A 12,282-nucleotide genomic window follows, 5' to 3' on the forward strand; every position below is an offset into this window, starting at 1 on the left:
CACGGCTTCACGGCTTGGTGCCGAGCAACACCTGGAGCACAACACATGCAACAGCAACACTACATCCTGGCCCTCGCAGCCCTTTGGCTGTTCACCCTGGCATTCCTGCCTTTCCTTTTCGCAAAAGCCCGGACTCGCGCATTCGACAGCGGAAGAGCGGCAGGGCTTGAAACCCGCGACGCAATCAACTCTCAGCGGATCGCGTCGATACGCATCGAGCGAGACGAGCTCGCCATCCAGCTTGAAGCCGAACAACGAAAGCACCTCACCATCAAAGCCGCTCTCCAGGGCAGGGTCAAAGAGCTTGAAGACCGGATCATGTCCTACACCGACATGCCGGTGACCAGGGCTGACCACGACCTGCTGACCAAAACCGCCAACACTTTGAAGCTGGCCGGCCGCACCTGGAAGGCCCTGCACGTCGACCCTCAGACCCAGCACGCTAATGACCAGCAACGCTACATCGAAGAGCTCGCCGCCCGCGTACATGCCCAGTTGCGTATCACCCCCGCCAAGCCAACAGACACGGGGGAAGCGGCATGACTATCGCCCAACAGATCAGTTTGGCGGGAGCACAGCAGCACGCCCTGCCCTTCCAGCGCGAGCTTTATGTGGATCTGTTCGCCGGCGCCGGCGGGGCCAGCAGCGGCGGGGCCCGCGCCTACCGCGATCCCGACGTGGCCATTAACCACAACCCAATCGCTATCGCAGTTCACCGAGCGAACCATCGCAACACCCGCCACTACATCAGCGACATCTACGAGGTCGACCCACTGCAGGCGACCGGCGGTCAACCTGTCGGCATCCTGTGGGCATCGCCAGACTGCCGCCATTTCAGCAAGGCGAAAGGCGGCGCCCCACGCAGTAAGAGCGTGCGCTCGCTGCCTTGGGTCGTGGTTCGCTGGGTCTACGTGACCCGCCCACGCCTTTTCCTGATGGAAAACGTTGAAGAGTTCCAGGCCTGGGGCCCATTGGACGACCAGGGCAAGCCGATCAAGTCGGAAATGGGCCGTACTTTCAAGGCGTTTGTCGCCTGCCTCACTACCGGCCTCGCAGCCGATCACCCGGACATGGACGAGATCATCGACTGCATCGGCCAGTGGGTGCCAATGGATGCCTTAGTGCGCGGACTGGGCTGCGACGTGCAGTGGCGTGAGCGCCGCGCCTCGAACGCAGGATCACCCACCATCCGTAAGCGTCTGTTCCTCATCGGCCGCACCGATGGCCGTCCCATCGTGTGGACGAAACCGAAACGACACGAGAATCCCAAGTCGGGTCAACTGCCGTGGCGAACCGCCGCCGAGTGCATTGACTTCACTGACCTGGGCAAAAGCCTGTTCACCCGAAAGCGCCCGCTGGTGGACAACACCTGCCGCCGCGTAGCCAAGGGCTTCTGGCGCCATACCGTCATGGCTGAGCAGCCCTTCGTGCTCCAGCTGGACGAGCAACAGCTGGCAGCGGCGAGTCTCACTGAGTTCGCTAACGCGAGCACTCAACGAACGTTCAGTGCCGCCGAGCCGCTGCGTACTCAGGTTGCGCAGATCAAGGGCGGCCACTTCGCTCTGGCCGCAGCACACCTCACCCACCTGACCCATCACGGGGACCGCTCGGGTTACCCAATTACCGAGGCAACCCGCACGATCACCGGCGCTAACCGAGGCGAGCAGGCTTTGGTCACCGCCTCCATGATCACCCTGCGTAAAGGCTCCATCGGCAACGGCATGGGCCAGCCCGTTAATGCCCTTACCACCAGCAGCGGCCACCACGCGGTCGTAGCCTGCCACTTCGAACAGGCGAACGGCGGGTTCTACAAGGGTGATGGCCGAGCAGCCAAGGCGCCACTGAGCACGATTCTTGGGCGCGGCACCAATCAACGCCTGGCCTCTGCGTACCTGGTGAAGTACTACGGCACAGGCGGCCAATGGCAAGGCATGTACGAACCGATGCACACCTTGCCTACCAAAGAACGCATGGCATTGGTCACCGTAGTTCAGGTGCCCGCCGCGATCCTACCTCCCGAGTTGATGGAGAAGGCCCACAAGTGCGCCCGTTTCCTGCACAAGTACCTGCCGGAGCACTTCCCTGAGCCGGTCGACGTGATACTGCTGGGCGAGCACGCCCTAGTCGATTTCACCCTGCGCATGCTCAAAGCCCCCGAACTGAAGCTCGCTCAGGGATTCAGCCCTGACTACATCCTCGATCGCGGCCTGTTCGAGAACGCAGAAACTGGCCATCTGGAATGGCGCCCCATCAAGAACACTGACCAGATACGCCTGATCGGCAACAGTGTTTGCCCCGATGAGGCTGAAGACCTGATCGCCGCCAATGCGAAAGACCTGATCGACCTGTACCAGCAGGAGGCCGCATGAGCACACATAGCCACAATTGGTACACATCCGAAGGTTACGACGGCGGCCTGCATCACTGCAGAAAATGTGGTCGAGACCACCAAGGCCCCCGCCCCAAAAACCACGACTGTCCAGTGTCGGACGCCGAACACAACGCCGTCGCGTGGCTCGGCCCGGCCGGGCTTTACCGCACTCGCCTGGAAGCCCTGCAGAACGGGGAGCAGCGCATAGAGCCCGTATCAGCGGACCAACTGTTTGCATATGCCCGCGCTCTGGTCCTTATGCAGATCGAGGCCCGCCGCAATGCCTAAACCAGAACGCATCTGGCAGTTCATCAGCGTGGTACTGACAGTGGGGCTGGTTGCCGCACTCACTGCCCTATACCAGGTAGTGCCCTGTGCGCTCGCCTCTAAAGGCATGTTACCGACTGTTATCAATGCCGACGCTGCCACCGCTCTAGTGCTGAGCCCTGCAGCCCGCCGCGCTCATGAGAGGTATTCACTGTGAATACGACTATCAGCTATCAACCTGAGACCAGAACGCCCGGGGGCATGCAGTCCCTGCTTCGCCCAGCGATGTCGGCGATCTGCGACGTGTGCGGCAAGTCTCGTACTCGCCCAGGCGGCCACGACAAATGCTCAAAGGCCCGCCAAGCGGCTGGGTTCATCATCAAGCAGGAGAGCAAGGCATGAGCGTCGACATCCTGAAACTGAAGACTCTAGCCGAGGCGGCCAAGCGTGATCAGTATGACTGTTTGGTACTGAACGACTACGGCATGGCGGTACCGCCAGCGGTTGTTCTGGAACTCATCACAGAGATCGAGCGCCACCGCCTAGAAGCCGAGGGCTGTAAGCCCGAGCTCGTCAACGATCATGCTGGCCACTCCACCGCCGATGTGACGGTCGAGCACACTTTGGCGAAAGCGGAGGGCGGCACGCCCGACCACGACATCCATCCTGGCATGCATCTGGATAAGTGTATTTCTGATAGTCAACTTATTGAATGGCTTGATCAGAGAGGCACTATATGGAGCGACCCCGAAACAACTGAAATAAGATTCCCACACACCGAGTCAGAGACCGGCGAATACACGCATGTTCGTGAGGCACTAATTGAAGCGTACCGACAGGACACCTTAGAGAGGGGGTATTTATGAATACGTCCTTCGTACTGATGGCGCAATACAACGGGCTTGCTGTCATCCCTCTGGAGCAGGTGTGCAACGATTACTTCACACACCTAACTGTAAAGATGTTAGAGCGTAAAGTCTTGGCTGGTCAGATCAAAATCCCCATCACTCGACTTGAGTCCAGCCAGAAGAGCGCCAAAGGGATTCATATCGCCGACTTGGCGCTCTATCTGGACCAACAACGAGAAGCCGCATTAAAGGAATGCGCACAGCTCAACGGATACAAGAAAGCCAGCTGACTTACGCCTTGATCCGGGCGCCCAACTCTACGGGCGCCTTCTTTATTTGCTCTAACCACTTCCAATCGCGGTAATTATCACCCCGCCCCCGCAGATGCGTATAACGGCGTAGTGAGTTCCAGTCCCTATGACCCGAAACACTCGCCACTCGCGGAATATCCCAGTCCATCTCAAACAAGCGACTGACCCCCTCATGCCGCAAGTCGTGGAAGTGCAGGTCCTCGATCTCTAGGAACTGGCAAGCCCTGGTCCATGCGGCCGAGATTGAATCACTGTTGTAAGGGAATATCTCATCGCACTCCCGAGGCATGCTGTGGACAATCGCCCAGGCCTCATCCGGCAAATGGCACCAGACATCGTTACCGATCTTCTGCCCCGGGTTCTTCATGTCCCGAACCTTCACTGCCTGCCGCTCTTCCTCCAGATCAGCCCAGCGGATTCGCGTGATCTCCTCCTGACGACGCGTCGAGAACAGGGCGAAGGCAAGCACCTTTGGCATGTTGATAGACGATGGCCGACGCTTCTGCATCTCGAAGAAGTGCTCAAGCAGCCTGTCCAGCTCAACCATCGCCGGCCGACGATCACGCTCACGGCTTTTCATGTTGTACCCGAGCTTCTTCAACACGGTACGGGCATCACTCATGGCGTGAGGTTCCACCTCATACCCCCAAGCAGGCCGAGCCACCGATAGCACCGATCCGAGGTGTGCGAGATCGTTGCCAGCCGTCTGCGGCTGTACAGCGCCACCTTCAGGGCTCATGCGCCACAAAGCGTAATCAACCAGGATCTGGCTGTTGATAGCAGAGTCCACTACCTCTCCGAAGTGGCTCGCAGCAATGGCGAGCAACGTAGCCTTCTTGGTTTTCCCAAGCGGCCGGACCTTGGCGCCTTCGACCAGGTAGCGGTCAATCATTTCCCGAACGGTGTGCCCCTTGCGGTTTGCTCGCTCGATCGCACCAGGTTCAGCTAGCTCTGTCTCTCGTCGCTTTGCCCACGCCTGGGCAGCCTGCTTGCGGGCGAATGTCTGGCACTCTTGGTAGACTAGGACACCCTTGTTTTTAAGACGGATCTGGACGGTGTAGCTGACCGTTCCGTCGGCCTTTTTTCGTGCTCTGATCGTTGCCATAGATTCCGGTGGTACAAAGGAGATTGTCGGTGGTACATCGTACCACCGAGGTACAAAAAACGCCTTAAAACGTCCAAAAATGGTACAAAATACGTAACCGAAAATGCCCCTAGAATCCGCCTCCACCCCAGTAAACCCACGCCCTGAGCCGTCTCGCCGGTTCAGCGTTGCGCCTATGATGGATTGGACCGACCGCCACTGCCGGTTCTTCCTGCGCCTGCTTTCCAGCAACGCCCTGCTTTACACCGAAATGGTCACCACCGGCGCCTTGTTGCACGGTGATGCCGAGCGCTTCCTGCGTCATAGCGAGGCGGAGCATCCGTTGGCGCTGCAGTTGGGCGGCAGTGTGCCGGCTGATTTGGCCGCATGCGCCAAGTTGGCCGAGGCCGCAGGCTATGACGAGGTCAACCTCAATGTCGGCTGCCCGAGCGATCGGGTGCAGAACAATATGATCGGCGCCTGCCTGATGGGCCATCCGGCGCTGGTCGGCGATTGTGTGAAGGCAATGCAGGATGCGGTGCAGATTCCGGTGACGGTCAAGCACCGTATCGGTATCAATGGCCGCGACAGTTATGCCGAGCTGTGCGATTTCGTCGGTCAGGTGCGTGATGCCGGTTGCCGCAGTTTTACCGTGCATGCGCGCATTGCGATTCTTGAAGGCCTGTCGCCGAAGGAAAACCGCGAGATTCCTCCGCTACGGTATGACGTCGCCGCGCAGTTGAAAGCGGATTTTCCCGACCTGGAGCTGGTGCTCAACGGCGGGATCAAGACCCTGGCCGAATGCCAGGAGCACTTGAAGGTTTTCGACGGGGTGATGCTCGGTCGCGAGGCGTATCACAATCCGTATCTACTGGCTGAGGTCGATCAGCAGTTGTTCGGCAGCAGCGCACCAGTGATCAGCCGCAGCGAGGCGCTGGCCAAATTGCGCCCTTATATTGCGGCGCATTTGGCTTGCGGCGGTGCCATGCACCATATCACCCGGCATATTCTCGGCCTTGGCCAGGGCTTCCTGGGGGCGCGCAAGTTCCGCCAGTTGCTGTCGGTGGATATCCACAAGAGCAAGGACCCTCTGGCCCTGCTCGACCAGGCCGGCGAGCTGCTGCAAGGGCGTTAGCCCCGGAACCTGTGCGCGCTTTGGCACTCGAAGGCTTATCCCCTTCGCCCGCCTGCCAGCCAGCCCTTGAGCGGCTGGCAGCGCTCGGGTAATGTCGATCCATTGCACAGGACAGAGCACGCCCATGACTTCCAAGCTGGAACAACTCAAGCAGTTCACCACTGTGGTTGCCGACACCGGTGATATCGATGCCATCAGCCGCCTGAAACCGGTCGATGCCACCACCAACCCTTCCCTGCTGCTCAAGGCCGCGGCCATGCCCGGTTATGCCGAGCTGCTCCAGCAATCGGTCGCGCACAGCAAGGGCGATGTCGGTCTTGCCTGTGACGCCTTTGCCGTGGCGGTTGGCGCCGGCATTCTGAAGGTGATTCCGGGGCGTATCTCCACTGAGGTCGACGCCCGCCTGTCCTTCGACCAACCGGCGCTGCTGGCCAAGGCCCGGCAGCTGATCGAGCTGTACGACAAGGCCGGTATCGGCCGTGACCGGGTGCTGATCAAGCTGGCCTCGACCTGGGAAGGCATCCGCGCCGCCGAGGTCCTGGAAGAGGAAGGCATCCAGACCAACCTGACCCTGCTGTTCTCCTTCGCCCAGGCCCAGGCGTGCGCCGACGCCGGGGTGTTCTTGATTTCGCCGTTCGTGGGGCGCATCTACGACTGGTACAAGAAGTCCACCGGCAAAGAGTACGTCGGCGCCGAAGACCCGGGTGTGCAGTCGGTGACGCGCATTTACGACTACTACAAAACCAATGACTACAAGACCGTGGTCATGGGCGCGAGCTTTCGCAATATCGGCCAGATCGAACAGCTGGCGGGCTGTGACCGCCTGACTATCAGCCCCGAGCTACTGCAACAGCTGAGCGATGATCAGGGCGAGCTGCCGCGTATTCTCAAGCCTGGCAAAACCGGCGAGGCGCGCCAGCAGTTGACGGAGAGCCAGTTCCGCTGGGCGTCGAACGAAGATGCCATGGCCACCGAGAAGCTGGCCGAGGGGATTCGCCAGTTTGCCCGGGATCAGGAGAAGCTGGAGGCGTTGTTGGCCGCAAAGGCCTGATACAAATCTGGGTTTGCCAGTGAGGTAGATTGCGCGGAGCATCACTCGGTTCGCGTCGTCTGCAATCGCTGGCAAGCCAGCTCCCACAGGTACTGCATGCATAGCAGGCATCCCGGATCAACCTGACCTCCCAATCTTGTGGCGCCTTCTCCGTTGTCGATAACCGATGCATCTTCTTTGCCCTTGGTACTGGCCGGCCCGTTGCTGCGCCGCCTCGAACCCACGCGCATCGTGTTCTGGCTGGTAGCCTGCGAGCCGCTGCAAGCTGAGCTGCAACTGAGCTGTGCAGGTGTTAGCGCCGACATCCACTGCACGGTTGTGCCGATTGGCCGCCTGGCGTTTGTCCACCTGCTCGACATCCGCCTCGACAGCCCGCTGCCATGTGACGAACAGATCGACTACGACCTGATCTTCAACAACCAGGGCATCGCCGACTACGCACCGCACCTGCTCTACCCGGGCGCGCAACAACCGAACTTCGTCTTGCGCTCTCACCTGGAGCACCTGCTCCACGGCTCGTGCCGCAAACCCCACCACCCGGCGGCGGACGGCCTGCTGTGCGCCGACCGCCTGTTGCTGGAAAACCCCGCGCCATTGCAGCGCCCGGCGCTGCTGATGATGAGTGGGGACCAGGTGTATGCCGACGATGTCGCCGGGCCCATGCTGCGCGCCATACATGCGCTGATCGAGCGCCTGGGGCTGTTTGGCGAGCACCTGCAAGGCGCGGTAGTCGATGACAGCGCTGCGCTCTACCAGCATCCGGCCAGTTATTACCACCGCGCCGATCTGCTGCCTGCGCTGGAGAGCAACGAAACCCTGCGCGAGCGCTTTTTCGGTGGCACGCGCAAGCCGATCTTCACCAGCAGCAACGCCGACAACCACCTGGTGACCTTCGCCGAAGTCATGGCCATGTACCTGCTGGTCTGGTCACCGCTGCCCTGGGGCCTGATCGACGTGCAGATGCCGCCAGGTCTCAATGCCGAGCGCCAGGCCCGCTACCGCCAGGAACAGCAACTGATCGAGGGCTTCGTCAGCGGCCTTGGCGGGGTAGCGCGGGTGTTGGCGCATTTGCCGAGCCTGATGATCTTCGATGACCACGACATCACCGATGACTGGAACCTGTCGGCGCAGTGGGAAGAAACTGCCTACGGCCACCCGTTCTCCAAGCGCATCATCGGCAACGCCCTGCTCGGCTACCTGCTGTGCCAGGGCTGGGGCAACAACCCGGATGCCTTTCCCGCGCTGCTGGAGCACTGCCAGGCCTTCAGCCACAGTGCCGACGCCGATGACTACCTCGACACGCCGCTGCAGGACGCCCTGATCAACGAGGTGCTGCGCTTTCAGGGCTGGCAGTTCGTCCTGCCCAGCAGCCCGGCGCTGCTGGTGCTGGACACCCGCACCCGGCGCTGGCGCAGCGAGAGCAACTTCAACAAGCCCTCGGGCCTGCTCGACTGGGAAGCCTTAAGCGAACTGCAACAGGCGCTGCTCGACCACCCTTCGGCGATCATCGTCTCGCCGGCACCGATCTTCGGCGTCAAGCTGATCGAGAGCGTGCAGCGGGTGTTCAGCTGGCTGGGTTATCCGCTATTGGTGGATGCCGAGAACTGGATGGCCCATCGCGGCGCGGCGCAGGTGATCCTGAACATCTTCCGTCACTCGCGCACGCCGGGGCACTATGTGATTCTCTCCGGCGACGTGCACTACTCGTTTGTCTATGAGGTGCTGATTCGCCACCGCCAGCGCGCCCCGCACCTGTGGCAGATCACCAGCAGCGGCATCAAGAACCAGTTTCCCAAACGCCTGCTGGACACCTTCGATCGCCTCAACCGCTGGCTGTACTCGCCACGCTCACCGCTCAACTGGTTTACCAAGCGCCGGCAGATGCAGGTGATGCCGCGCACACCCGCGCACAGCAAGGCCGGCGAGCGGCTGTGGAACAGCGCAGGCCTGGGCCAGGTGTTCTTCAACGAACAGGGGCAACCGGCGCGGATTTTCCAGCTCAACGCCGATGGTAGCGAGGCGACCGAGTTTCCACCGCGCGAAGCTGACTGACATGAGGTTTTGACGGGCGCCAGAACGGCGCCCCGGTCGCCGATCAGGTACGCTCGAGAGCGTTGACCAGGTCGTGGAAGGCTTCGCGGTTGGAGTCGTTCAGGCCCATGAGGATCTTGTGCGCTTCAAGCACTTTGGAGCGCACCACGTCTTCGTTCTGATCCTGGGACGGCAGGTCAGTCAGGCACTCGGGGCACGGGATCGGCCGGTCAACGATGTTGAACACCTGGTCGAAGCCCATCGACTGCAGCAGGCGGGTGATGTCGGCGTGGGTGGTGACCACCGTTGGCAACAGCCCGACCTTTTGCCGCGACAGGATCGAGAGCTTGGCGAGCAAGCCCAGGGTGGTGCTGTCGATGCTGTGGGTTTCTGTCAAATCGATGACGATCGCCGAGAAATTCAGCGCCGTGAAGATCTTTTCAATCGTCGCATCCAGCGCCGAACACAAGGTCAGGCGCACTTCACCGACAAACTTCAGCACGAAGGTGCCATTCTGCTCGGCGAACTGGATTCTACCCGTACTCATTGAAGGTTCCTGCTCAACACCAATAGGGCGATATCATCCGGCATCTCCCCAAGCGTAGCTAATCCGAATCGTTGGCGCAGCCCATCCAGACTGCCCCCTGCGGCCTTGATGATTTCAGGCAGGGCCGCCTCTTTATCTTTGAGTGTGTCACCAGGCAAAAGGTCCAGAATGCCATCAGACAGCAGGGTCAGGCTGAACTGCGGCGGCAACTCCAGGACGTGGTCCTGGTAGGTAGCCTCCTCGAACAAGCCGACCGGCAATCCACGGCCTTCCAGGTAACGGCTCTGGCCCGGGGTATAAAGCACTGGCAACGGCAGGTGACCACCGATGCTGTAGGTCATGATACCGGTATCTTCGTCGATTACACCGCCGACCATGGTCACATGCTTGCCCAGCTTGCAGTTGATCAGGCCGCGGTTGATGTGCCCGAGCACTTCCGAAGGCTTGAAGTCACGCAAGTTGCCGCCGCGCTTGAATTCGAACAGCAGGCGCGTGGTCATGAACTTCAGCAGCACGGTGACGAAGGCCGATGAAGCGCCATGCCCGGAAACGTCTGCCAGGTAAAAGGCGATTCGCCTTTCATCGACGCGGAAGTAGTCGGCAAAGTCGCCCGACAGGTACAGCGACGGAATGATCTGGTGCTCGAACGACAGGTCGTCGGCCACCCAGGGGCTTTCCGGCAGCATGTTCATCTGCACCTGGCGCCCGGCGGTCTGGTCTTCCTGCAGCAGGTGCAGGCTGGCCTCGAGTTCGCGGTTGGCGGTTTCGAGCTTTTCCCGGTAGCGCTGGTTTTCCAGCACCAGGCGTGCGCGGTCCAGCGCCCGGCGTACCGAATGCTCCAGCACTGCGAGGTCTTCGAGCGGCTTGATCAGGTAGTCGGCCGCACCCAGGCGCAGGGCTTCGACGGCGTCGTTCATCACCCCGGCACCGGAGACCACGATTACCGGCAGTTCCGGCGCGCGCTCGGTTACCTGGCGAATCAGCTCCAGGCCGCCCATTTGCGGCATGCGCAGATCGCAGATCACAAGATCAGGGTGTTCCTGTTCGAAGACCTGGAGGCCCTGCTGGCCATTGGCTGCCTGCAGGACACTGAAACCGCTGTCTTCCAGGTAGGCGGCAAGACTCGCACGTACGACGTCGTCGTCATCGATTATCAGCAGCGTTGCACTGGTTTTCTGCATGTGGGCAAACGGCGCCAGGAATAGGTTGGGCGTAGGTGAGCCGCGGCCCACGTACTGGATTCACTTCGAGCTACTCTTCTATGAGTTGTAGGACATGAAAACCTGTCCGGCAAATAGCAGAGGTGCCTTGTAAGGCGCAGACGGTACTCCCATCCGCCGGGCGTTTCAAGGGCACACCGATGGTCGCCGATGCTCTTTACAGCCGAAAGCACCGGGAGTTATAAAAACCCCTTCAACCGCAACGCAATGAAAGGATGCAGACATGAGTTCAGTGCCCACGGACTACAGCGAGAAGCGCGATTTCATTCGCATGCGGGTGGAAGCAGATATAAGCCTGATCCACCAGGGGCAAGTCATCGCCGCCGTCTGCCTGGACCTCTCCAGCAGTGGCATGCAGGTCCAGGCGCCGCAGCCGTTCACGGTTGGCGATAAACTCGAGGTGCGTATCGATTCCGACCATCCGGCGCTCAAGGGCCTGGAAGCGAGCACAGAGGTGGTGTGGATTGCCGACCAGCCAGAAGGCCAGCAGAAACTCGGCTTGCGCATCCTCAGCATGAAATAATTGCAGACACAAAAAAGGCGACCTGAAGGTCGCCGTTTGTTTGCCCGCACAGATCAGAAGTCGTCGACGACTTCGCCATCCTTGACCTTGAATTCGCGATTTTGCAGATACGCATTGCGAATGAAGATGTATTTGTCGCCATTGATCAGCTTTTCTGCCGACAGCAGGCTGGCGCGGGTATCGACTACATCGACGGCCGCGGCGGTGTTGCGGGTCGGCACGTGGTCGATGTAGCGGTAGGGTTCGGTATAGGTGTCCGGGTATTTGGCGATGGCATCGCGCACGGTGCTCGGGCCGAGCAACGGCAGCATCACGTACGGGCCACTGCCCACGCCCCAGTAGCCGAGGGTCTGGCCGAAATCTTCGTCGTTGCGCTGCAGGCCCATCTTGGTGCCGACATCGAAGAACCCGCCAATGCCGAAGGTGGTATTGACGATCAGCCGCGCGGTGTCGACGCCGGCTGCGTGCGGCTTGAGCTGCAGCACGTTGTTGGCCAGGTTGGTGACGTCGCCCAGGTTACGGAACATGTTGTGGATGCCGTCTTCGAGGAACTGCGGGGTGACCGCCTGGTAACCCTGTGCCAGCGGCTTGAGCGCGTAGGTGTCTAGCGTGTCGTTGAAGCGGAAGATCGGCCGGTTGATGCTTTCCCAGGGATCTTCTTCAGTGGCCGCCTGGGCCGCGACGACAGGCGCCAACAGCAGGCCGGCACAGACACAAGCCCGGGTCATCCGATCGATCAGGCCGATCCTACGCATAGTGTTACTCCTCGAACTAGGCAGACGCCACGCGTCCTACGCCAAAAATGAAGCAAGTATAAAGGCTCTGCTGCCGTTAAGCAGCTTGGCATAAACAACGTCGCAAAAATGTGAACAACTGTGTATCGGCAGCGTCACC

General features: G+C 60.5%; 12 protein-coding genes. 8 read left to right on the top strand and 4 right to left on the bottom strand.

From position 1 onward, the window contains the following. Positions 1-45 precede the first annotated feature (45 nt). The 4 genes from ABIE20_RS06500 to ABIE20_RS06515 all read left to right on the top strand — a co-directional run bounded on the left by ABIE20_RS06500 (position 46) and on the right by ABIE20_RS06515 (position 3,776). Positions 46-543 carry a hypothetical protein gene (locus ABIE20_RS06500; RefSeq protein WP_213603671.1) on the top strand — a complete coding sequence of 166 codons (498 nt, stop codon included), beginning with the start codon at positions 46-48 and terminating at the stop codon, positions 541-543. Then, the gene (locus ABIE20_RS06505) at positions 540-2,369 is read left to right on the top strand and encodes a DNA cytosine methyltransferase (RefSeq protein ID WP_213603668.1); all 1,830 of its coding nucleotides are present in this window, start codon (positions 540-542) and stop codon (positions 2,367-2,369) included. Before ABIE20_RS06500 ends, ABIE20_RS06505 begins: the two co-directional genes overlap by 4 nt. A gap of 667 nt (positions 2,370-3,036) precedes the next feature. After that, on the top strand, positions 3,037-3,504 hold the full coding sequence (locus tag ABIE20_RS06510; protein ID WP_213603666.1) for a hypothetical protein: 468 nt from the start codon (positions 3,037-3,039) through the stop codon (positions 3,502-3,504). After that, positions 3,501-3,776: a pyocin activator PrtN family protein gene (locus ABIE20_RS06515; RefSeq protein WP_213603664.1), complete on the top strand. Its 276-nt coding sequence runs from the start codon at positions 3,501-3,503 to the stop codon at positions 3,774-3,776. Before ABIE20_RS06510 ends, ABIE20_RS06515 begins: the two co-directional genes overlap by 4 nt. Before the next feature lies 1 nt (position 3,777). Here the strand turns inward: ABIE20_RS06515 and ABIE20_RS06520 are convergent, their stop codons facing one another. Next, on the bottom strand, positions 3,778-4,902 hold the full coding sequence (locus ABIE20_RS06520) for a tyrosine-type recombinase/integrase (protein WP_429503769.1): 1,125 nt from the start codon (positions 4,900-4,902) through the stop codon (positions 3,778-3,780). Positions 4,903-5,005: 103 nt separating this feature from the next. On the opposite strand from ABIE20_RS06520, the gene dusA reads away from it, so the two are divergent. The 3 genes from dusA to ABIE20_RS06535 all read left to right on the top strand — a co-directional run bounded on the left by dusA (position 5,006) and on the right by ABIE20_RS06535 (position 9,119). Continuing rightward, complete coding sequence (gene dusA, locus ABIE20_RS06525) at positions 5,006-6,016, top strand: tRNA dihydrouridine(20/20a) synthase DusA (RefSeq protein ID WP_429503771.1); 1,011 nt, start codon at positions 5,006-5,008, stop codon at positions 6,014-6,016. A gap of 124 nt (positions 6,017-6,140) precedes the next feature. Beyond that, on the top strand, positions 6,141-7,067 hold the full coding sequence (tal, locus tag ABIE20_RS06530) for a transaldolase (protein ID WP_429503773.1): 927 nt from the start codon (positions 6,141-6,143) through the stop codon (positions 7,065-7,067). 159 nt (positions 7,068-7,226) lie between these two features. Continuing rightward, positions 7,227-9,119: an alkaline phosphatase D family protein gene (locus ABIE20_RS06535; protein WP_429504262.1), complete on the top strand. Its 1,893-nt coding sequence runs from the start codon at positions 7,227-7,229 to the stop codon at positions 9,117-9,119. Positions 9,120-9,162: 43 nt separating this feature from the next. Here ABIE20_RS06535 and rssC read toward each other — a convergent pair whose 3' ends face one another. Together rssC and rssB are read right to left on the bottom strand one after the other, a co-directional pair. Continuing rightward, on the bottom strand, positions 9,163-9,645 hold the full coding sequence (gene rssC, locus ABIE20_RS06540) for an anti-sigma factor antagonist RssC (RefSeq protein WP_038994382.1): 483 nt from the start codon (positions 9,643-9,645) through the stop codon (positions 9,163-9,165). After that, positions 9,642-10,826 (bottom strand): two-component system response regulator RssB, encoded by a 1,185-nt coding sequence (gene rssB / locus ABIE20_RS06545; RefSeq protein ID WP_429503774.1) that lies wholly within the window; start codon positions 10,824-10,826, stop codon positions 9,642-9,644. The genes rssC and rssB overlap by 4 nt, the downstream gene beginning before the upstream one ends. 262 nt (positions 10,827-11,088) lie before the next feature. On the opposite strand from rssB, the gene ABIE20_RS06550 reads away from it, so the two are divergent. Further along, the gene (locus tag ABIE20_RS06550) at positions 11,089-11,388 is read left to right on the top strand and encodes a PilZ domain-containing protein (RefSeq protein WP_429503776.1); all 300 of its coding nucleotides are present in this window, start codon (positions 11,089-11,091) and stop codon (positions 11,386-11,388) included. A 53-nt stretch (positions 11,389-11,441) separates the two neighbouring features. On the opposite strand, the gene ABIE20_RS06555 is transcribed toward ABIE20_RS06550, so the two are convergent. Continuing rightward, entirely contained in the window at positions 11,442-12,143 is a 702-nt protein-coding gene (locus ABIE20_RS06555) for an MlaA family lipoprotein (RefSeq protein ID WP_429503778.1), read from the bottom strand. Between the last annotated feature and the right edge of the window lie 139 nt (positions 12,144-12,282).

Source organism: Pseudomonas sp. 2835 (assembly GCF_050435905.1).
Classification (GTDB): domain Bacteria; phylum Pseudomonadota; class Gammaproteobacteria; order Pseudomonadales; family Pseudomonadaceae; genus Aquipseudomonas.

Bases quoted from the DNA above. Each gene is read 5' to 3' on its own strand.
- ABIE20_RS06500 (WP_213603671.1), top strand. From the start codon at position 46: ATGCAACAGCAACACTACATCCTGGCCCTCGCAGCCCTTTGGCTGTTC.
- ABIE20_RS06505 (WP_213603668.1), top strand. From the start codon at position 540: ATGACTATCGCCCAACAGATCAGTTTGGCGGGAGCACAGCAGCACGCC.
- ABIE20_RS06510 (WP_213603666.1), top strand. From the start codon at position 3,037: ATGAGCGTCGACATCCTGAAACTGAAGACTCTAGCCGAGGCGGCCAAG.
- ABIE20_RS06515 (WP_213603664.1), top strand. From the start codon at position 3,501: ATGAATACGTCCTTCGTACTGATGGCGCAATACAACGGGCTTGCTGTC.
- ABIE20_RS06520 (WP_429503769.1), bottom strand. From the start codon at position 4,902: ATGGCAACGATCAGAGCACGAAAAAAGGCCGACGGAACGGTCAGCTAC.
- dusA (WP_429503771.1), top strand. From the start codon at position 5,006: ATGCCCCTAGAATCCGCCTCCACCCCAGTAAACCCACGCCCTGAGCCG.
- tal (WP_429503773.1), top strand. From the start codon at position 6,141: ATGACTTCCAAGCTGGAACAACTCAAGCAGTTCACCACTGTGGTTGCC.
- rssC (WP_038994382.1), bottom strand. From the start codon at position 9,645: ATGAGTACGGGTAGAATCCAGTTCGCCGAGCAGAATGGCACCTTCGTG.
- rssB (WP_429503774.1), bottom strand. From the start codon at position 10,826: ATGCAGAAAACCAGTGCAACGCTGCTGATAATCGATGACGACGACGTC.
- ABIE20_RS06550 (WP_429503776.1), top strand. From the start codon at position 11,089: ATGAGTTCAGTGCCCACGGACTACAGCGAGAAGCGCGATTTCATTCGC.
- ABIE20_RS06555 (WP_429503778.1), bottom strand. From the start codon at position 12,143: ATGCGTAGGATCGGCCTGATCGATCGGATGACCCGGGCTTGTGTCTGT.